Raw genomic sequence first — 21785 nt, 5'->3', positions numbered from 1 at the left:
TTAATAATAGAATTAAGCTCATTATTCGACAAAGCTATGGCTTTAAAAGCTTTGAATCTTTGCGAGAAAAGCTGTTAGCTTGTTTATTTAAATAAGATTTACTTATCCCCACAGGTACGGGAGAGCCAAAATATCTTTGCCGGAAATGGATGTTGGATAGTGATAGATAGCATGGGTCAAGTCCTCATGCTGAGGTTGATATTTTCATTGTACTTTGCCTAGAAGGAGACAAACTAGGCAAAGTTCTCATTTGTCTTTCTTATCAATTAAGCCGAAAAAATGGGTCATTTTTACAAAACTTTACAAGGCTGCACCTGATGACACGAACCTTCTATTTTCGCCAATTTCTGAGCTTAGTGTTGATGGTAGTTTTTTGGGTGCTGATTTTGTTAGTGTAAAGTCAATTGAAGTTGGGGAAAAGGCTAGAAAAAGCGATCGCGGACGGGTGTTACGGCATTGGCAGTTTGGGTGCGATCGACCAGAAGATTTATTGCACAATTATGGTTGGGATGCCACTGTAGTTCAACCAGGGGAAGAAGGTGCTAACTTTGGGCGTTATCGTGAGTGTCCACCATCACGAGATGTCCCAGGTACAAGACAAGTTTTTTTAGTCACTGCTAAGAAAAATTCTCAGGTCATATTCAGACAAAATCATGAAATTTGAACTGTTTACGCGAGTGGCATTACGGGAAGATATGTCTACAACTTAATATTTTGCCCAAATCTAAATTTCACAACAACAGCACCCAAACTGGACATACCGAGTAATTTCCTCTATTAATCAATCCTACTTGGAGAGACACTGAAGAACTAAAGCTTAGTTGTCTTACTCCCATTTTTTAGTTGAGGAAATATCAGTTTTCTAGTTGTTGAGTGCTGTTGTTAGTTAACCGAATCGATTTTAGATAAAACAGCTTTTTTCCTCCTTAGTTAATAGTGGACTTTAGCTGTAATCTTTATCTGATGAAGCTTTGTTGCTTCACTTATTAACTTACCATTTCCTTTAACATCTGCTGCAAGATGATAAATAACTTTACTTTTGACAGCAGGGAAATTCATCAATTCAGATGCGGTAAATTGCTAGTAAAGCCGAGCCATTTAGTTAATAGCAAAGGTAAGTAATCACTTAAAGAGTTGTAACAAATTCTTATATCTTCAACTATGACCAACGATTAACATATTACTTTGGGGGTTCTTGTTGCCCCCTGAAACGAAGCTCTCAAAGCCGTTCGGTAAATTAACTGTTTTGTCCAGATTTTGTTGGTAAAACAATTGTAAATTCAGTCCCTTGGCCTGGGGTAGAATTAACTTCAATGGAACCGCCATGTTTTTCGACTATTATAGACTTAGCGATCGCCAATCCCAATCCCGTCCCTTTCCCAACCGCTTTGGTCGTAAATAAATGGTCGAAAACTTTTTCTTTGACTGATTCGCTTATGCCTTTACCATTATCTACGATCGCAATCTTCACCTGGTTGTCAGCACGGGAAGTTTCAATGGTAATTTGATTGGGATTAGCTTTAATTTCGGCAAAGCTTCGCTGATTATTTGACTCATCTATTGCATCGATCGCATTGGCAATAATATTCATAAATACCTGATTTAGTTGACCGGGAAAACACTCAACTGGCGGTAAATTACCGTAGTTAGTAATCACTTCGATCGCCGGACGTTGGTCGTTTGCTTTCAAACGATGTTTGAGAATTAACAGTGTACTATCGATACCTTCATGGATATTAAATGGCACTTTGTAATCTCGATCGGCACGAGAGAAAGTACGTAAACTGGTACTGATATTTTTGAGCCTGTCACACGCCGCCGACATGGAATCGATTATCTTAGGTAAGTCTTCTAAGCTATATTCCAAATCGATTTCTTCGGCATGGTCTTTAATTTCTTCGCTCTGGTGGGGGAAAGTTTCTTGATAGAGTTGCAAGTGTTCGATTAGTTCGGCAATAGTCGGTTTAGTTTCTAAAAGACTGGCAGAGATAAAACCAAGGGGATTATTCATTTCATGTGCTACCCCAGCTACTAAATTACCTAAAGCCGACATTTTTTCACTTTGGATTATTTGTAATTGAGCGTTTTGTAAGTTATGTAATGCTTGTTCTAATTCCACTGATTTTTGTTGTAATGCTTGTTCTGCGATTTGGCGATCGGTAATATCATCTGCCAGCGAAGCAACTCCTATTAACTCGCCATCCGCATTCACAAGCACATTGTTATACCAAGCACAAATAATCGTTTTACCATCCTTTGTGAGATTTTCATTAATAATGTAATTACCACCCTGCTGCGATATAATATCGACGCTCACACCCTCTAGTTGTGCTTGAATCGCTTCAGGAACGATGAATGTGAAGTGACGACCCAAAGCTTCCTGCTTGGTATAGCCAAAGATTCGTTCTGCTGCTGGGTTCCAGTCAGTAACCTGAAAATTGATATCCCACTCTATGACGGCTACTGGAGTTTGCTCAACCAATAGCTGGAGTCGTTGCTGGGATGCTTGCAACCGAGATTTTGCGGCACTTAACCGATCGACCGAGCGCTCTAGTTGTTGAGAATATTCTAGCGATCGCTCATACAATTGAGCATTTTCTAGAGAAATAGCAGCTTGAGCGCAAAGGAGATTTAGGAGTTCGACGCGCTCATGGGTAAACGCTCCCGTTACTAAATTATTCTCTAGATATAAAATGCCCATCAACTTACCTTGATGCAAAATCGGGCTGCACAAGATACTTTTCGGCTGCTGACGGATAATATAAGGATCGTTGGCGAGAGTCGGATCGGCACTTGCATCCAGCAGCACAACAGTCTGCCTATCATGCTTGACTTTGTAAATCAGTTTATGGGGAATGTCCTGACTCTCTTCAATCGGAAGACTCTGCAAGATAACTGGCTTTGAAGCTGTGGTAATTGACCCTTTGATTAACAGGCGATCGTCCAGCATCAGCATAAACACGCATTTATGGGCCCCCGCATTTTCGATGACAATGGAAAGCAACGATGAAAGCAGTTTGGACAGTTCGATTTCGCCTGAGATAGTTTGAGAAGCTTTGAGAATGGCAGCTAAATCTAGGGTATCTGAGACACTACTGCTAGAAGTGGCAGAACTAATGGATGTGACACTCCCCAAGGCAAAGACGGTTTCGTTGACACAGAGGGCGGCGCGGGTTTGCTGTAATATCGCAGCCAGCAGTTGCGGGTAGCGTTTTTCTAAGTCGGCAACTTTGGCCTTTGCACCCCAGCGAGCATAACCATAGTAAGCTTCAGTCATGTATTCTTGGGCTATGCGTTGTTTGCCCCATTCCAGGTAAAACTTTGCCGCCAGTTCGTTGGCTAATGCTGCTTCGTGGATGAATTGGTGTTCGATCGCCAGCGCGATCGCCCGATCGTAACATTCACTGGCAGCAACTTTTTCACCCAACACCCGGCATCTTTCTGCTTCTACCAGATACCATTTGTGCAAGTAGTTCATGGGGGCATTGTGCGCCCATTGATGCAGAGTCGTTTGATGGGTGGCGATCGCAGCAAGAAGCTCGGCTTGCTCGGTTTGTGGCTGGGTGGGGAAGAGTGCCAGGTACGTTAGTGCGGCATAGAAATGGAAAGCGGGAATAAAAACCAATCCTGATACTGCCATTAAGTAGGACTTGCTTTGAGTGATGTAGTCGAAGGCAGCCTGGTAATTGCCAAAGCAGTAGGCAAGCAGCAGTTTATAGATGTAGACAAGGGCAAGCGAAGTGAGATCCTTGTCCTGCTGGTGCTTCGGCAGCGTCACTGTTTCATCGTAGATAGTGCCAATTAAGTAATCGGGTTGGTTCACCGTCTCTCTCAAATTCTGCACCGTTTGCCGCACTGCATTTGAATGAAAATGTGCCGAATCTTGTTTCATCTGAGCCAGCGCAGCACTGTAAGCGGCGAATTCGGATGCTAAAGTGTCCAGGTCTACACCCGCGAAAACCGCAATATTTACGTAAGATATTAAGCTGTAACCAGCAGAGAGGAAATCGCCTGTTTCCATACCTGCCGTGTAGCCATTTTTCAGCATCGGTAGCGTTGTTCTGAGCGCTTCCTGGTGATGTTGGATGAAAGCCCCGAACAAAGTTAGAGTAAGAGACTTCGTGCCCTGAGCATTCAACCGTTCCAGCAACGCGAGTGCTAATCTCCCAAATCCATAGCCTGTTTCGATTTCGCTCAAAAAAGCACACAGCACCATGCCATGAAGCGCATATCCTACCACCGAGGCGGGGGCATTGCCAAACTGGAGTGATAACTGCACCATCGTTGCGCCCAATAGGGGCAGTAATCCCGGCATTCCCTGGAGCACTGGTGTAAATAGCACTCCTAAGATTTGCATCGCGGCTTGGGCGGTGGGATTGGTCATGCTGGGTAAATTTACCAGGGCGGACAGATCGTTGCCGCTCTGTTGGTTAGCAAGGTCTTGTAGCACTTTGCCGATTTGGGCTTCATCCGGCGTACTCGGAAGCTCCACCCCTAATTGACTCAGTGCCTCTCTTCCGACAGCAACAGCCTCTAACATTTGGCTCTGGGCCGTTTGTGCCGCAATTTGAATTTCGTAAATTTTCACTTTGTCGAAAATTGTCTGTGCTTGCTGCAATACGAATGCGGCTTGCTGTTCCATGCCCTCAATGTCACCATTCAAGTAACTGGCTTCGGCGGCGGCTACATATAGATTTAGCGTCAGTTCGTACTGATGAAGCCAGCAGTCTGGCTGGAGTAAATCCATCCCAGTTTGTAGATAAACCCTTGCAGCAGTGTATGCAGTCGCATTTCTGGCTTTCGTTCCCGCTTTCAAATTCAGTTGTGCTAGCGCTTCTCGATCGCTCGGTTGTGTGAGTAATGCCCGTCCTCGGTTCAGATGTCCGACAATATCAAACAGCTTTTCTGCTTGCTCTGTTTCCGAGAGCTTTTGCTGAAGTAGCTGTCCAATTTGCAGGTGGGTTGCTTGTTTGTTGTCATCGGGAATCAGCGAATAGGCGGCTTGCTGAACGCGATCGTGTGAAAATCGATAGGTTGGATTAACTGTATCCTCTAAGTCTGACTGGTGTGTACACTGAAAAAACTTATAAGTCTGACTGGTGGGCAAAATCAAGCCTGATTGCAAGGCTTTCCACAATGCTGTTGCGGCATCGGTTGCAGAAAATTCTGAAACTATAGCCAATGTCTCTAGATCGAATTGAGCGCCAATACAGGCAGCAAGTTTGAGGACATTTTGGGTTGCATCGGGTAACTTTTGCAGTTCCAGCGCCATGAACTCGACTACATCATCAGTAAGCGAGAGCAATTTCACTGCTGCAATATCGCACTGCCAATGTCCCACATTGAAGTCATAAGCAATGTAGCCATCCTGATGCAAAGCTTTGAGAAATTGGGTGGCAAAGAAGGGGTTGCCTTTGGTTTTTTGATAAACTAACTCGCTCAAAGGTTGCGCTGCGATCGGGGAACAACTGAGGGTGTCAGCCACCAAACGATCGATATGAGATTGACTTAATGGAGCTAGAGTCAGGGTACTGATGATTGCTAAGTCTTTCTTCATCTCCTCAAGTATTAGCATTAAGGGATGAGCCGCAAAGACTTCGTTATCCCGATAGGCTCCAATTATTAGCAGATAGCCCATCTCGCTTTGACTCATCAACACTTGCATCAAGCTTAGTGAAGCGGAATCTGCCCACTGCAAGTCATCGAGAAACATTACCAAAGGATGCTGCTGTGTCGCAAACACCGCAATGAACTTGCCAAATAACAAGTTGAAGCGGTTTAAAGCTGCACTACCACTGAGTTCTAGGACTGCTGGCTGGTTGCCGATAATTTGCTCTAGTTCGGGAATGACATCGATTAAAACTTGCCCATTTTCACCTAAAGCAGATAAGATTTTCTCTTTCCACTGCAACAATTGAGTATCGCTTTCACTCAGCAATTGCCCCATCAAGTCACGAAAAGCCTGGACAAAAGCACTCAAAGGAATGTTGCGTTGAAATTGGTCGTATTTGCCTTTGATAAAATAACCGCGTTGGCGAACAATTGGTTTATGCACTTCGTTGACAACTGCTGTTTTCCCAATTCCCGAAAACCCTGCAACCAGCATCATTTCTACCCCCCTATGTCCCCCCTTGCTAAGGGGGGACATAGGGGGGTTAGCAACTCTTTCAAAGGCTTGTAGTAAAGTTGCTGGTTCGGTTTCTCGTCCGTAGAGTTGGTCAGGGATGATGAAGCGATCGCACACATCCCGACTCGCTATTTCAAAACTTTCAATCTTACCCGAAACTTGTAACTGATGCAGACAATTTTCTAGATCGAATTTCAGTCCTAATGCACTCTGATAGCGGTCTTCAGCATTCTTCGCCATCAATTTACTGACAATTTTTGATATTACAGATGAAATTTCTGGATTAATTTCGTCTACTAATGGTGCGATTTTGGCAATATGAGAATGTACCAACTCCATCGGGTCGTTGGAGGCAAAAGGTAACTTTCCCGTGAGTAATTCGTAGAAAGTTACACCAAGTGAGTAGAAGTCTGTGCGATAGTCTATCCCTCGATTCATTCTACCTGTTTGTTCGGGGGATATATAAGCTAGTGTTCCTTCTAATACATTAGGATTGACGAGTGCTTGAGTTTCTCTTGGTAATAAAGATGCAATACTAAAGTCAATTAATTTAACTTGTTTGGTTTCGGGATTGATTAATATATTGCTGGGTTTAATGTCTTTGTGAATGATGCGCTCTTGGTAGAGTAAATTTAAGGTGTCGCACAGTGCGATCGCGATCTCTAAAAACTCTTGTAAAGATTGGAGATTTCCTCTCATTTTCCATTCCTTGAGAGAAATTCCACCAAAATCTTCCATGACCAAAGCATAGCCATTTTGGTAAGGTTCTAGGCTATAAGTTTGGACGATTAGGGGTGAATTCAGATTTTTGGCAATGGTATATTGATTGCGAAATTGGACTATTTCAGAGAAGCTAGGATAAGGATTTTTCAGCAGTTTGATTGCTACAGGTTTTCCATCTTGTCGATAACCTCGATAAACAAGGGTTCTCGAACCATTGTAGATTTGTTCGGTAATGCGATATTCAGTCAGATTGAATAAAGCGCTCATCATCTTACTAAATCCTGATAACTTCCTAGATTGATTATGCCCAAATCTTTGATTAAATTTACCAAACCTAGCTAACCTGAATTCGCGCTAAGCCTAAACTTGTCAACCTTGGAAATCAAGCATTGATTCATTTTTTTTATGCAAGTTTACGTTAGCGTTAAGCGTTATCAATTATAGTTAAGATTATTCTCAATTTCAACTATTTTACTGGTTAATTTCCAATTTGGAAAACTTCCAATATAACCCACAAAAGTAGTTGAACATAAATAATGTTAACTATATTAACTTTTATGAAGATGGTCAATCGTTGACAATCCAACGATGGTGTGATTTTTACAAAATTTAATACTGTATGGTTGACTTTTGCTCGACTACTTAGAATCAAGACTTTTAGCGATTTTTTCTGGCGAACTCAGGTTAGCTAATTATTATGAAGGAATTTCAATGAGAAATTCCGTACCCTGACCGAGAACAGAGTTGCAACTCAATTTGCCGTTGTGGGTTGATTCAATTATAGACTTAGCGATCGCCAATCCCAATCCCGTTCCTTTACCCACAGATTTCGTCGTAAATAAATGGTCAAATATTTTTGATTTGACTGATTCGCTTATGCCTTTACCATTATCAGCAATGGCAATTTTTACACAATTATCTTTTATGGAAGTAGTAATAGTAATGCGGTTGGGATTAGCTTTAATTTCGGCAAAGCTTCGCTGATTATTTGACTCATCTATTGCATCGATCGCGTTAGCAATAATATTCATAAATACCTGATTTAGTTGACCGGGAAAACACTCAACTGGCGGTAAATTACCGTAGTTGGTAATCACTTCGATCGCCGGACGTTGGTCATTGGCTTTCAAACGATGTTTGAGAATTAACAGTGTACTATCGATACCTTCATGGATATTAAATGGCACTTTGTAATCTCGATCGGCACGAGAGAAAGTACGTAAACTGGTACTGATATTTTTGAGCCTGTCGCAGGCTGCCGACATGGAATCGATTATCTTAGGTAAGTCTTCTATGCTATATTCCAAATCGATTTCTTCGGCATGGTCGATAATTTGCTCGCTTTGGTTGGGGAAAGTTTCTTGATAGAGTTGCAAGTGTTCGATTAGTTCGGCAATAGTCGGTTTAGTTTCTAAAAGACTGGCAGAGATAAAACCAAGGGGGTTATTCATTTCATGCGCCACCCCAGCTACTAAATTACCTAAAGCCGACATTTTTTCACTTTGGATTATTTGTAATTGAGCGTTTTGTAAGTTATGTAATGCTTGTTCTAATTCCACTGATTTTTGTTGTAAGGCAAGTTCTGCGATTTTGCGATCGCTAATATCTCGCATCACAACTACTGCACCAACTTTGTTACCCCAAGGATCGTAGATTGCTTGTCCGCTAGCTAACAAACTTCTCCGAGAACCTTGCTTAGGTACAATTACCATTTCGGCATTTTCAACGATTTCTCCTTGCCAAGCGCGAAACAGAGGAATTTCCGTTTTTGCTAGGGGTGTTATACCATCCGGTTGATAGAGTGAAAAATATTCTGCCCATTGTTCTGGCGGTAATGATTCCACTGGTAAGCCATGAAATTCACGAGTTGCTTTGTTAAACAGGGTCAAAGTCCCACTAGCATCGCAGACAACAATTCCATCGGTAATATTGTGAATGATGGCATTCAAAAACTCTCTTTCCTTAGCTAGAGATACTTCGGTTTTTTGTAGTTTTTCTAGTGATGCTTGTAAGGACTGAGATTTTTCCTGTTCTCGTTCATAAAGTCGGGCATTTTCTAAAGAAATAGCAGCTTGAGCGCAAAGTAAATTTAGGAGTTCGACGCGATCGTTTGTAAATACCCCCGTTACTAAAGTATTTTCTAGATATAAAATGCCCATCAACTTGCCCTGATGCAAAATCGGGCTGCACAAGATACTTTTCGGCTGCTGACGAATGATATACGGGTCATTGGCTAAAGTCGGATCTGCCGTCGCATCAAGCAGCACAGTGGTCTGCCTGTTGTGCTTCACTTTGTAAATCAGCTTGTGGGGAATGTCCTGACTCTCCTCAATGGCAAGGTGCTGCAACACGACTGGCTCCGCACCCTCGATAATTGACCCTTCGATCAGTAAATGATTGTCTCGCAAGAGCATGAACACGCATTTATGGGCCCCCGCATTTTCGATGACAATAGAAAGCAATGCCGAGAGTAGTTTTTCAAATTCGATTTCACCTGAGATAGTTTGAGAAGCTTTGAGAATGGCTGCTAGATCGAAAGCTACAGAGGCGCTGCTACTGCTGGAACTGGGAGAACTGCTGGAGCTACTCCCCAATGCGAAGATAGTTTCTTGAGTGGAGAGGGGAGAACGGATTTGCTGGAGGATGGGGGCGAGAAGTTCGGGATAGCATCGCTCCAAGTCGGCGACTTTGGCTTTAGCGCCCCAACGAGCATAGCCATAGTAGGCGTTCGTCATGTATTCGGCAGCAATGCGTGCTTTACCCCAGTCGAGGTAAAATTTGGCGGCTAGTTCATTGGCTAGTGCTTCTTCTTGAATGTATTCGTTGGCTTTGGCTCCAATGATGGCACGATCGTAATGTTCAATTGCTTCGGCTTTATTGCCTAAAACCCGATGTTTTTCGGCTTCAACTAAATACCATTTATGCTGATGATTCATGGGAGCATTCTGCGCCCACTGTTGCAAAATAGTTTGATGGTCTTCCACCAAAGCGAGAAGTTCGGCTTGCTCCTGCTCTGGCTGTGTGGTGAAGAGTGCCAAATGCGTCAGAACTGTATAGAAATGGAAATTGGGAATACAACTCATCCCTGATAGTGCTATTAAATACTGTTTCGCTTGGGTACTATATTCTAGGGCAGAGGTGTAGTTACCAAAAAAGTATGCCAACATCAGTTTGTAAGTGTAAGCAAGAGCGATCGCACAAAGATCCTTGTCCTGATGGTGCTTAGGAATCATCACCATTTCATCATAGGCATTGCCAACTAAGCAATCTGACAGAATCCGGGCTTCCTTCAAGTTATGTACAGTTTGCTGCGTCATATCCAAATAAGTTAGGGCAGAATGTTGTTTTATCTGCACTAAAACAGCCCTGTAATCTGCTATTTCCTGTTCCCAAATATCCAGTTCTACCCCAGCAAAAAATTTGGCAATAAAGTAATTAAGCGAGTTATAGCCAGCGTTGAGAAAATCACCAGTTTCTATACCCGTTGCATAGCCATCTTTCATCGTCAGTGTTGTTACCATGAGCGATTCTTGATGATGTTGAACCCAGACCGAAAACAGAAATAGAACTTTACATTTGAATTCCCCGACATTAAATCGATCCAGCAAGTTGATTGCTAATCGCCCAAAGCTATACCCTGTTTTCACTTCTCCCAAAAAAGCACACAACACCATACTGTGAATCGCATACCCCACAGTCGAGCCTGGTGCATTGCCAAACTGGAGTGATAAACTCACCATCGTCGCACTCAGGATGGGCAGTAATCCCGGCATTGCTGGTAGAATCGATGAAAATAATAATCCTAAGAGTTGCATAGCTGCCTGAGTCTGGCGCTCGCTCATTACAGGTAGATCGACTAATTCCTCAATCCCTCTATCACCTTGAAGACTGGCTACGGTTTGCAGCGCTTTAGCAATTTTGGCTTCGTCAGGTGCAATTGGGAGTTCAACCCCCAATTGAAAGAGTGCATCTCTTCCGACTGCAATAGCTTCAAACATCTGGCCCTGGGCTGTCTGGGCGACGATTTGAATTTCGTAAATTTTAACTTTGTCTAAAATTGTTTGAGCTTCTTCTAACACCAGTGCAGCCATCTGTTCCATGCTGTCAAGATCGGCATTCAAATAAGCGGCTTCCGTAGCAGCAACATGGAGATTCAGAGCCAATTTATATTGCTCTTGCCAGCAGTTAGCTGTCAGTAACTCAATCCCTTTTTGCAGATAAACTCTTGCCGCAGTGTATGCTGTAGAATTTCTGGCTTTCTGTCCCGCTTTTAAGTTAAGTTGAGCTAAGGCTTCTCGTTCTGGCGGTTGAGTAATTAACTCACTTCCTAAATTAAAATGCCCGACCAGATCGAACAGTTTTTCCTCTTGCTCTAACTCGGAGAACTTTTGTTGAAGTAATTGTCCAATTTTTAGATGAGTTGCTGTTTTCTGTTCGTCGGGAATCAGGGAATAAGCAGCTTGTTGTACTCGGTCATGTAGAAATCTATACTTGGCTATTTGTTTAGTAGTATTTTCATGTTCCACTACCAATCTTTCATTTTCTTCTCCCTGATAAAACTTATAAACATCGCCGATCGGCAAAATCAAGCCTTCTTGTAATGCTTTCCATAAATCCGCCGACGTTTCAATTTCTGATTTTTCTGAAACAATTGCCAAAGTTGAGAGATCGAACTGATTGCCAATACAAGCTGCTAACTGCAATATCTGTTGAGTTGATGGCGGTAGTTTTCGCAATTGAAAACCCATAAAGGCCACAACATCCTCTGTAACTGCTTGCTGGTTCACTTGTGCAATGTCACATTGCCATCCCCCGGCTCGATCGGGGGGAGTTGGGGGGGTGAATTGAATCAGTCGCTCTTGATGTAATGCTTTGAGAAACTGGGTAGCGAAAAACGGATTTCCTTGAGTTTTTTGAAAGATTAATTGAGAAAGAGGTAATGCCAAAGTTTCTGGACATTTCAGTGTGTCAGCAACTAATTGATTTACTTTGACTTGACTCAATGGCGCTAAAGTAATCGTATTAATCGTTGCTTGGTTTTTTTGCATCTCACTCAAGGTTAAGATTAATGGATGTGCTGGATTAACTTCGTTATCGCGGTACGCACCAATTAACAAAAGATAACTCGTATCAGCCATTAAAAGTTCCATTAACTTCAGCGATGCCAAATCTGCCCATTGCAAATCATCTAAAAACATCACCAATGGATGTTCAGCACTGGTAAAGACTTGGGTGAATTTTTGAAACAATAAATTAAATCTATTTTCTGCCGCCGTTCCTGATAATTCTATAGCTGGTGGTTGTTCGCCAATAATTCTTGATAATTCGGGTATGACTTCAATAATTACCTGACCATTTTCTCCAACTGCTGATAATATTTGGCTTTTCCAGTGCTGAATTTGTGCATCACTTTCAGTTAATAATTGCTCCATTAAATCTCGAAATGCTTGGACAAATGCACTCAAAGGAATATTACGTTGAAATTGGTCGTATTTCCCTTTGATAAAATAACCGCGTTGCCGCACAATGGGTTTGTGAACTTCGTTGACAACTGCTGTTTTTCCAATGCCGGAAAAGCCAGCGACTAGCATCATTTCTACCCCCCTATGTCCCCCCTTGCTAAGGGGGGATTGAGGGGGGTTAGCAACTCTTTCAAAGGCTTGTAATAGAGTTTCAACTTCGGTTTCTCGTCCGTAGAGTTTGTCGGGGATGAGAAAGCGATCGCACACATCCCTTCGTCCAATTTCAAACCTATGAATTTCTCCAGTTTCTTTTAACTGACATAAACATTTTTCTAAATCGTATTTCAGTCCTAACGCACTCTGATAGCGATCTTCCGCATTCTTTGCCATCAATTTGCTGATAATCTCTGAAAGTACAGATGGAATTTGTGGGTTTATTTCGCGTACCAAAGGTGCAGCTTTGGCGATATGGCAATGCACTAATTCCATCGGATCGTTTGATTGGAATGGCAAGTTTCTTGTCAGTAATTCGTAGAAAGTGACACCAAGGGAATAAAAATCTGTTCGGTAATCAATTCCCCGGTTCATTCTGCCAGTTTGTTCGGGAGAAATGTAAGCAATTGTTCCTTCTAATACATTGGGATTGATGAGAGTTTGAGTTTCTCTTGGTAGTAAAGATGCAATACTAAAATCGATTAATTTAACTTGTTTAGTTTGAGGGTTAATTAAAATATTGTTGGGTTTAATATCTTTGTGAATAATCCGTTCCCGATACAGAATATCTAAGGTTTCGGAAATGGCGATCGCTAAAATTAAAAATTCTTGAATAGATAGTGGGTTTTTCTGTTTCAATATCCATTCTTTTAAGGAAATTCCTCCAAAGTCTTCCATTACTAAGGCATAACCATTTTGATATGGCTCTAGGTTATAAGTTTGAATGATTCCAGGGTGATTGAGGTTTTTCGCAATAGTGTACTGATTGCGAAATTGCACCAGTTCGCTAAAGGTGGGATATTGATTGCGTAATATTTTGATTACCACAGGTTGTTGATAATCCTTTGAAGAGCCTGCACTAGCACTCTGCCGAATCCCTCGATATACTAAAGTTCTAGAACCTGCATAAATTTGTTCGGTAATCTGATAATCCAACAGATTTGTAATAGCAGCCATATTCTATTTGCCCCTTCTAAATCTAGTTTAACAATGCAGAACCTTTCTTTTACAAGCAGGAATATTACTCCCTATTTTCCAAAATCCATTGACAAATAAACAGGATTCTCAACTTACCTAAAAAATGGTTTTTGCCAAAAATTGTATGTTTCATGGGAAGTATCGACGCAGAAACTGGATTAATAACCTAATTGTATCAACGATGTCTGCCAATAGGAATAGAAATATTCCTTTCAAGGTATTGTAAAAAAGGCTGATTTCTAGCTTACTAAATATAAGTAAAATTTAGCAAAAAAAAAAATGATACTTGGGCAAGTGTTTAAACCTACATCCCACACCCCAAAATGTCAGACTACGGATTTTTTTTAAGCTACAAAAGCGCATATTCCAAGCCTCTCAACGTGAAGATATTCGAGCAGTCCGCAAGCTTCAAAAGACCTTGATTAATTCTTGGTCGGCTAAGGTAATAGCTGTGCGCTGGGTAACTCAGGATAACCAGGGCAAGAAAACAGCCGGAGTAGATGGGATGAAAAGTTTAACCCCTTGTCGGGTTTCCACCTCTGACCAGTCCTGTTCTCGTCAAGAACGATTCAAGCTAACGTAGTACGTCGCCGTGAAGAAACTGCCGCGACTCGTAGTATGTTGAACACTGCCAAAGTGATGGAAGATAATCCTGTTGCCTTGCGCCTTAAGGAATTGGAAGTACTAGAACGAATAGCTGAGAAGATAGATCGAATTCAAGTTAACGGTAGCTTGGACAGCATCTTAACGGAGTTGATTCGCATCAACAGGCAATAAAGTTTATACCAGCGCGATCGCCTTATTTAGCTAACGAAGAAAACAATGAAACTGAAGGAAATTAGGCAGCAAGGATACAAAGCTGCTTCCGGGGAAGCAAAAGTCAGACGTTCTACAACACTTTGGATTTGGTCAGTGTGGTTTTGAGTTGTGGATTGCGTTTTGTTTGCAGCAGACACTAGCTTTTGTTATTTTTTCCTTGGTTGATTGTTACTAAACAATAAACTATGAACCCACAAAATTTCTCACTTCATTATACAATTAGACTGAGGAAATATCTAAACTAAAAGTATTAAGATTCTAATTAGTTAGCAACTATTAACAGGTGAAGTCATGAAATATGGATGGTTAACTTTAGTATTAGCAGTGGCTTGTGGTTTAAGTGCAGTGAATGTCAATGCTCAAACCACGAACTCATCGAATCAACAACAATATGGTAGTGGGAATTTGCTGAATTATCCACCAGGAACTCGTGTTTATGGAAATGGAACAATTTCTACACCTAGATCTGGCATCATATCTCCTACTGTTGCCGTTCCTCGCGGAAATGGCTCTACAACTTACTACTATCCCAATGGCACTCAAATCACTATTGATAAAAACACAATTAACCCGACTGGAACATTTATTTCTCCGGGTATTAATGGCGGAATCAGAGATAATAGGCTAACCAATCCCAACAATTATCTTCTGAATCGATAGGATGCCAAAATTCAAACAAATGGTGTTCCCCAAACATCCCAATTTTGTTTGTTAAAAGGTGATTTCCATTTAGCGATTAGTACTGATTCTAGTTGTTGTCTGGGTTTAGTTGTAGCGACCTGCAATACTAATCTGATATTTTTATTCATTGGTTTGTCTGCCGATCTGTTGGGAAGATCTAACTGTGCGATCGCATTCGATTCAACAGATTTGCATCACCCAAGATAAGGGTATTGTTGGGGTTTAGTTTTCAGTAGTTCTTCCCAGTATTTTATCGCATTGTGTTTGGTGGTTTCTAGACCGCGCTGTTTGTGTACTCTGCATATTTCCATGAGAAAATATGTCAGTTTAATCGCCGTCAAAAAGTGAACAAACCCCACAGCCTTTAAATGTTGTAAAAACAAGTGTATGATAATTTGTAGTTTCTGTTTATGGCGAAAGTGTCGCCACCATTGCATTTGATGTATGGCAATACTATTTGGGTAATTGAGCGTATTTTCTACTTGAATCAATTTATCTTTTACTTCATAATAAAACTGCAATTCTTTATCATAATCACCCACTTGATAAGCACGATCGGCATCATCAGCTAATTGATATGCTTCACTGATTAATTTACCTGCGGTTGCTGACTGTTGTTGACTATATCCAAGTTTTGTATAGATATTAGCGGCAGTGGTTGCTAATTCTGTAAACTCAAGAGCATCATGCAACCAATATATTTGTGCTTGAAATTCACCCAAGATAACAGCTAAATTTTCATTCATGTTTCTCATCCAAGTAGATAAACCAATAACTAAGTTTAGTTTATGCCTCTTGGCTGTGACGATGCTAGTTTATCTGCTCAATTTTTATCTTTTAGCCGATGAGAATATCTCCTTCTAAATCTGTTATATAATAAACAAATTCTCTGTTTTTACCAATAACGAATTGATGATATGTCAGACTTCAACTATCCGATCGCAATTACAGCTAGCGAAGTAGCTCCTCGTGCGAAGAAGAGTATTTATCCAGAACCATTTGCTAGCCGAATGGAAGGAAAAGAGAAACGCATTTTGGGCGATTTGTTTGGAGTAAAAAATTTTGGTGTGAACCTCACACGATTAAAGCCATCGGCATCTTCTGCTCTTCGTCATGCCCATACTACCCAAGATGAGTTTATTTATGTTTTGCAAGGTTGTCCCACATTAATCACAGATGAAGGGGAACAGCAGCTAGTTCCTGGTATGTGTGCAGGTTTTCGGGCAGGTTCTGGTAATGCCCATTGCTTGGTTAACTATACCAATGAGGAAGTTGTTTACCTGGAAATAGGCGATCGCACGCCCGGTGATGTAGTCACTTATCCTGATGAAGATCTACAAGCGATGCTGGTAGATGGAAAATGGCAATTTACTCATAAAGATGGTCAACCATATTGAATTTTCGGGGAGTTAAATTAGTTCACCGTTATGATTCAGAATTAGAAGTTATTGAACCCAAATATATAAGAAGCATAAACAGAACAGAAGTCAGTTTTGTTTATGCCTAAAATACTGGAATGCGATCGTAGTTAGTTACTTATCACTTTAACTTATTACTCCAAACTAATGGAACATTCAGCGAAGTTGTTTTTGTTAAATTAAAAAATCATGTTTATTCATGCGATCGCCAAATTTTTAACCTAGTCTTCGAGCGATTGAGCTATGATTTTTTAAGAGTGATGAAAACACAGACGATCGCTCTATCGATCGCAAAAAGGAAGTACCATTATGTTTCTAGTAACTGGAGCAACTGGAGATTTAGGTCGCCGGATAGTGCGTTTATTACGCGATCGCATAAAGCCAGTACGTTCATTTGTCCGCCTTACCTCACGTTACGGGGAATTAGAATACCGAGGCAGCGAAATATTTATCGGTGATTTACAACAAGACAAAGATATTCACAAAGCTTGCCAGGGAGTTAAATATATTATCAGTGCTCATGGTGGTGAGGGAAATCCTTCAGCAGTTGATTATCGAGCGAACATTGAATTAATTGACCAAGCAAAAGCCTCTGGAGTAGAACATTTTGTGTTTATTTCTGTGCTCGGTGCCGATCGAGGATACGAAGATGCGCCGACTTTTAAAGCTAAACGAGAAGTAGAAAAATACTTGCAAGCTAGTGGTTTAAATTACACTATATTGCGTCCTTCAGGATTTGCTTCTAATGTTTTGGAATTAGCAGAAAGATTCCGGGAAACGGGGATTTATTTGTTAGTTGGAGACCCAAAAAATCGTTCTTCAATTGTGAGTACTGATGATTTAGCTCGCATTGCTGTAGAATCGGTTAATGTACCAGCCGCAAAGAATAAAATCTTTCCTGTTGGGGGGCCAGAAATTTTAGAACGAGGCGAAATTCCGCAAATCTTTGGCAAGATTTTTAACCAAGAACCATTTGTGGTTGGTGTGCCTTTGTTTATGTTTGATGGGGTGCGAAGTGCGATCGGTGTATTTAATCCTTTTGCCAAAGATTCTTTAGGAACTCTGCGAGTATTACTGGGAAATGAATTCTTTTGTACCAGTGACGAAATTGCTAACTTGGAATCAACTTTTAATTTCAAGTTAGAAACTTTGGAAATGTTTTTGCGCCGCTATTTGGGAGTGTAAACAAAAGACCTCTTGCAAAAGTCAACTTTTAGTTGAAAAGGCGATCGTGCAGTGTCGCTGTGCGATCGCCTTTTTCAGACTTATACTGCTATAGCAACCGCCTTGGCGGTTAAGGCAAGATGAAAAGTCATAACCCTTGTTTTATAAGGTTTTTCCTTCTGCATAAAAGCCTTCTGCTATATCGTTTACCCAAATAATTGATAGAAATAAAGTAGGGGCGGGTTTAGCCAAAAGCCTGGAATACCTAGCCATCAGATTAAAATCAAAACCCGCCCTTTCCCAAGCATCTTTCGCAAACATTTAGGTAATCGATATTAGACAATTATGATTGAGGGAAAATTGATTATACCGCTACAGTCATGTTATAGCTGGTGTTAGCTGTGGGAGTGTTGGTAAATACTTCGATAAAGTAAGTACCTGCGCCCAAGTTTTGTGTCAAAGTACCAAGGCTATTGTTAGAGGAATTGACACTACCCAAGATTTCTGTACTATCAAACTGACCATTGTTATTAGTATCTCGGTAAAGGATAGCGGAAGCTAAATCAGTTGTACCGTTGAGTGAAAGGTTGAGATTCTTGTTACCATCCAAGACAAAACTGTAGAAGTCCAGGTTATCAGTACTACCCACAAAATCACTTACCGTGCGGCTACCACTAATAGTACCCAGACTGAAAGCAGTAGCTTGGTTATTTCCTGGGTCTACAGTATTGGTAGACTTAATAACCGAAGGAGACATTGCTAGAGTGTACAAGGTATTACTTGCAGGGTTTTCGGTTAACACATCAATATAATAATAACCAGCACCCAAGGTCTTGTTAATGACTGCGGGAGTCAAAGCGTTACCATTAACACTGGCTATTTCTTCACCTGAATCAACTTGACTGTTATTATTACTATCTGCAAAGAGTTTCAGAGCAGTAGTATCATTCAATCCAGAAAGATTTAAGTTAAGATTAATCGGATCGACTACACGAAACCTGTAATAGTCATCGCGATCGCCAGTACCTACGGAACCATTAAAAGTTCCTTTAGCAATTAAATCGCCTAAATCGTAAGCACTACTAGATACATTACCCGGATCTATGGAAAGAGAAACTGCTGGCGAACCTACCCGTCCTTCCTGAATACCATTATCCAAAAAGTGTCGCAGTGCTTTTTGATAATTATTCCCAAAAGCCGCTTTCAAATCGCTATAAGTTGCTAAATAGAAAGGTGCGTTGAAAAATTCCGAGGAAGCACGTCCTTCGCTCGAACCATATACACTAAAGTGTTGATACAATTGCTCGTTATTGAACCCAGCAGCTGCTAAGTCAGGATTAACTGCTTTGTAAAAATAAGGGCTAAAAGTAACTGAAGAACGCCGTCCTTCATTTGCACCAGCATTTTCTAAATGGCTGAACAACTGTCCGTTAGTCGTTAAACCCGCCTTTCCTAAATCGGGATAGGTTTTGCCATAATATGTAGGACTAAAAAAAGCTGAAGCTACTCTTCCTTCGTTAATACCAGCTGCGCGGAAGTGGGCTTCTAGTTGTTGCGGGGTAGTTAAACCAGCTGCGGCTAAATCAGGATAAAGAGCAGCATAAAATTTAGCATCAAAAAGATTGACTGCCATGATTTTTTCCTCTTAAAACGAAGAGTTAGCAATATTTTTGTAAAAAAAACACAAAGCATTTGGCACTCGCTATGTCATAAAAGCGTGCCATTTTTCATATTCGTAATAGATGGAAGATGCGACTGCTGAGACTATTCTTTGTACAATAAGTATCCTTACTTAAGTATATAACAGTAAAAAAGACTTTGGGATTTATTTACAAGTAATAAAGAATTTTTTAACAAAGTTAAGCTTGATATTTTATTCCTAGCAATAAAGTAACGAACACTAATAGACCTCTCCAAAAAAGAATGTATCCTGAGATCTTGCACTAAGAGGCGGAGCCTCTGTTTCTCGTTCCCAGGTTCAACCTGGGAACGAGGTGAAAGGAGGTTCTACCTCCATTGCTGCAAGATCTGAGTAGAGACGTTGTATACAACGTCTCTACAAGGGTTCGGTGGTAACACACCTTTAATTTCTATTCATTAAAAGCCCCGAATGTTTATCATTGGATAAATATTAAAGCTAAGAGGATTGCTGCGATCGCACCGACAAAAGTATTGATAGCATTCACTACTTCATTGGTTAACCAGCTAATTTTTGTTTGCAGAGTTGCGCCAATGACGCTTTCTATATTGGTGCCAATAAATGCGGCGATGACGCATAAACCGACACCTACTAAATTTATTAAACCAACACCCCAAGCGACAAGAGCGATCGCTACTGAACCAATGATTCCTGCCAAAGTTCCCTCTAAACTAACAGCACCTTCAGTTCCCCTAGCTACAGGTTGTAAAGTGGTAATCAGAAAAGTGCGTTTGCCGTAAGCTTTGCCAACTTCGCTGGCGCAAGTATCGGCAAGTTTGGTGCTAAAACTGGCGACGTAACCGAGTAAAAGTAAAGGCTGTAGACTGGGGGGGAGAAAGCCCCAAGTAATAGCAGCTACAGCTAAAGCACAAAGGGCACCAGTAGCCGCTGAACCCCAAACATTTTCAGGTCCTCTAGCACCAGAACGCTTTTCGGCTATGCCTTCGGCTTCTTTTTGAGCCATACCGATGCGGGTGACTGCCGATCCTGCGAGGAAATAAAACATGACTACTACGTAACCTTGCCAGCCGAGAGTTCCCCAAATCAGAACACCTAGTAACCAAGCGTGGAATAAACCTGCTGGGGTGAGTAGTTTTTTCGGGATTACCCAAGCGATCGATAATAAAACTGTGTTTAATCCCACTGCAATTAACCAGGGATTTAGCGAATAAATAGAAGTAAACATTGAATACCAGCCTTGTCTGAAACAGTAAATTATGAATCAAGTATTATTTCATCTTGCCTTTCCTGTGGGTAACATCACCCAAACTAAAGAGTTTTATGTCGATGGTTTGGGGTGCGAAGTTGGTCGAGAAGCGGCAGATTCTTTAATTCTCAATCTTTACGGGCATCAAATCGTTGCTCATGTTACTAAAGAATTGCTTGCGCCGCAAAAAGGGATTTATCCCAGACATTTTGGTTTAATTTTCACTCAAGAAGCAGATTGGGAAAGTTTGTTAGCGAGGGCGCAGGAAAAGCAACTGCGTTTTCACCAAAAACCGAAACGAAGATTTGTGGGCTTCCCTACGGAACATCGGACTTTCTTTTTAGAAGATCCGTTTGACAATTTTTTGGAGTTTAAATTTTACTGTCAATTTTCGGCAATTTTTGGGGAAGCGGAGTTTGCCCAAGTGGGTGATGCTGTCTGATTGGTTCAGAAAGGGCAGTTACTACTGTGGCAATTGCTTTAGGATCGGTAATCATCCAGGCATGAAAGGGAACTGGAACTTGCACATCTCGACCTACTGGCATTCGAGAACTACTGGCAGGCACAATCATTAAGTCATAAGGTGTCCAGATGGAAGTAAAGTTAATCCGTTCCAACATGGCAAGATCGCGATTTAAGTCTGCCAAAAATGGGCTATCTGGTCGCATTTGAAGACTGCCAGGACGATCGACAAGATATGCTAAAACGGTGCCGTGATGAGGTGAGGAAATGGTGATGAAACGTTGTACGCGATCGATTCCGCCTAACCTTTGAATATAGTAACGACTGACGATTCCTCCCATACTAAACCCAACAATATCGATCGGTTGTTTGGGAGGAAAAGTTTTTTCTATATAATTAGCAATTTGTTGAGCTAGGTAGTCAAGAGGTCGATCGCAATTATTCGGAGTTAAGTCTATGTCATGGACTTGCCAGCCTTTTGTTGCTAATTGGGGAGACATTTTACAGAAAACTGTGGCTGTATCGTTCATGCCGTGAACTAAGAGTACTGGGTTGGATTTAGGGGCGCTGTTCATAGTGTTTTCCAAGCATTGCTTAGTTTTAGTTTAGGCTTTGTGCGATCGTTCTTGCTTGGACAGCTGACAGCCCCTCCGCTGGCACATAATTTGTTATTAACGCAAGTTGCTAGTTATTAAATTGAGGTAGGTAGTAGGTAGTAGGTAATGGGTAATGGGATTCCTACTACCTACTACCCACTACCCACTAAACTGCTACGCATTTAAATTGAATATTTAGGCTGATGGGGAGATGGCGGTCTCTTATCCACATCTGA

Annotated in this window: 14 protein-coding genes and 1 pseudogene; 7 read left to right on the top strand and 8 right to left on the bottom strand. The window is 41.3% G+C overall.

Features of this window, described 5'->3' with window-relative positions; all coding sequences use genetic code 11:
• Positions 1-250 precede the first annotated feature (250 nt).
• Entirely contained in the window at positions 251-664 is a 414-nt protein-coding gene (locus IQ264_RS23755; RefSeq protein WP_193983529.1) for a hypothetical protein, read from the top strand.
• Between the two features lie 573 nt (positions 665-1237).
• Here the strand turns inward: IQ264_RS23755 and IQ264_RS23750 are convergent.
• Positions 1238-7117 (bottom strand): trifunctional serine/threonine-protein kinase/ATP-binding protein/sensor histidine kinase, encoded by a 5880-nt coding sequence (locus IQ264_RS23750; protein WP_228061764.1) that lies wholly within the window; start codon positions 7115-7117, stop codon positions 1238-1240.
• Between the two features lie 428 nt (positions 7118-7545).
• Positions 7546-13482 carry a trifunctional serine/threonine-protein kinase/ATP-binding protein/sensor histidine kinase gene (locus IQ264_RS23745; RefSeq protein WP_193983525.1) on the bottom strand — a complete coding sequence of 1979 codons (5937 nt, stop codon included), beginning with the start codon at positions 13480-13482 and terminating at the stop codon, positions 7546-7548.
• A 307-nt stretch (positions 13483-13789) separates the two neighbouring features.
• Between IQ264_RS23745 and IQ264_RS23740 the strand changes: the two are divergent.
• The 3 genes and pseudogenes from IQ264_RS23740 to IQ264_RS23730 form a co-directional block, all read left to right on the top strand.
• Positions 13790-14026: pseudogene (locus tag IQ264_RS23740) on the top strand (reverse transcriptase N-terminal domain-containing protein); the annotation flags it as partial.
• A gap of 95 nt (positions 14027-14121) precedes the next feature.
• On the top strand, positions 14122-14280 hold the full coding sequence (locus IQ264_RS23735; protein ID WP_228061763.1) for a hypothetical protein: 159 nt from the start codon (positions 14122-14124) through the stop codon (positions 14278-14280).
• Between the two features lie 333 nt (positions 14281-14613).
• Positions 14614-14982: a hypothetical protein gene (locus IQ264_RS23730; protein ID WP_193983523.1), complete on the top strand. Its 369-nt coding sequence runs from the start codon at positions 14614-14616 to the stop codon at positions 14980-14982.
• A gap of 11 nt (positions 14983-14993) precedes the next feature.
• Here IQ264_RS23730 and IQ264_RS23725 read toward each other — a convergent pair whose 3' ends face one another.
• Positions 14994-15131, bottom strand: a complete 138-nt coding sequence (locus IQ264_RS23725; protein ID WP_228061762.1) for a hypothetical protein — start codon at positions 15129-15131, stop codon at positions 14994-14996.
• 66 nt (positions 15132-15197) lie between these two features.
• Positions 15198-15749 (bottom strand): hypothetical protein, encoded by a 552-nt coding sequence (locus IQ264_RS23720; protein ID WP_193983521.1) that lies wholly within the window; start codon positions 15747-15749, stop codon positions 15198-15200.
• A 171-nt stretch (positions 15750-15920) separates the two neighbouring features.
• Between IQ264_RS23720 and IQ264_RS23715 the strand changes: the two genes are divergently transcribed.
• Together IQ264_RS23715 and IQ264_RS23710 are read left to right on the top strand one after the other, a co-directional pair.
• A complete protein-coding gene (locus IQ264_RS23715; protein ID WP_193983519.1) occupies positions 15921-16400 on the top strand; it encodes a cupin domain-containing protein in 480 nt (159 codons plus the stop codon).
• A gap of 330 nt (positions 16401-16730) precedes the next feature.
• On the top strand, positions 16731-17606 hold the full coding sequence (locus IQ264_RS23710) for an SDR family oxidoreductase (RefSeq protein ID WP_193983517.1): 876 nt from the start codon (positions 16731-16733) through the stop codon (positions 17604-17606).
• Positions 17607-17747: 141 nt separating this feature from the next.
• Here IQ264_RS23710 and IQ264_RS23705 read toward each other — a convergent pair whose 3' ends face one another.
• From IQ264_RS23705 to IQ264_RS23695, 3 genes are all read right to left on the bottom strand, one after another.
• Entirely contained in the window at positions 17748-17906 is a 159-nt protein-coding gene (locus IQ264_RS23705; RefSeq protein WP_193983515.1) for a hypothetical protein, read from the bottom strand.
• A 43-nt stretch (positions 17907-17949) separates the two neighbouring features.
• The gene (locus tag IQ264_RS23700; RefSeq protein ID WP_193983513.1) at positions 17950-19218 is read right to left on the bottom strand and encodes a PPC domain-containing protein; all 1269 of its coding nucleotides are present in this window, start codon (positions 19216-19218) and stop codon (positions 17950-17952) included.
• Between the two features lie 484 nt (positions 19219-19702).
• On the bottom strand, positions 19703-20470 hold the full coding sequence (locus tag IQ264_RS23695; RefSeq protein ID WP_193983511.1) for a TIGR00297 family protein: 768 nt from the start codon (positions 20468-20470) through the stop codon (positions 19703-19705).
• A 31-nt stretch (positions 20471-20501) separates the two neighbouring features.
• Here IQ264_RS23695 and IQ264_RS23690 point away from each other — a divergent pair, with 31 nt between their 5' ends.
• On the top strand, positions 20502-20933 hold the full coding sequence (locus IQ264_RS23690) for a VOC family protein (protein ID WP_193983508.1): 432 nt from the start codon (positions 20502-20504) through the stop codon (positions 20931-20933).
• Here IQ264_RS23690 and IQ264_RS23685 read toward each other — a convergent pair.
• On the bottom strand, positions 20863-21528 hold the full coding sequence (locus IQ264_RS23685) for an esterase/lipase family protein (RefSeq protein ID WP_193983506.1): 666 nt from the start codon (positions 21526-21528) through the stop codon (positions 20863-20865). The genes IQ264_RS23690 and IQ264_RS23685 overlap by 71 nt on opposite strands.
• Between the last annotated feature and the right edge of the window lie 257 nt (positions 21529-21785).

It is taken from the genome of [Phormidium] sp. LEGE 05292 (assembly GCF_015207735.1).
Taxonomy (GTDB): Bacteria; Cyanobacteriota; Cyanobacteriia; order Cyanobacteriales; family Aerosakkonemataceae; genus Floridanema.
Note: the sequence above shows the minus strand (reverse complement) of the source record. Positions and strands in the feature narration are given on the sequence as shown.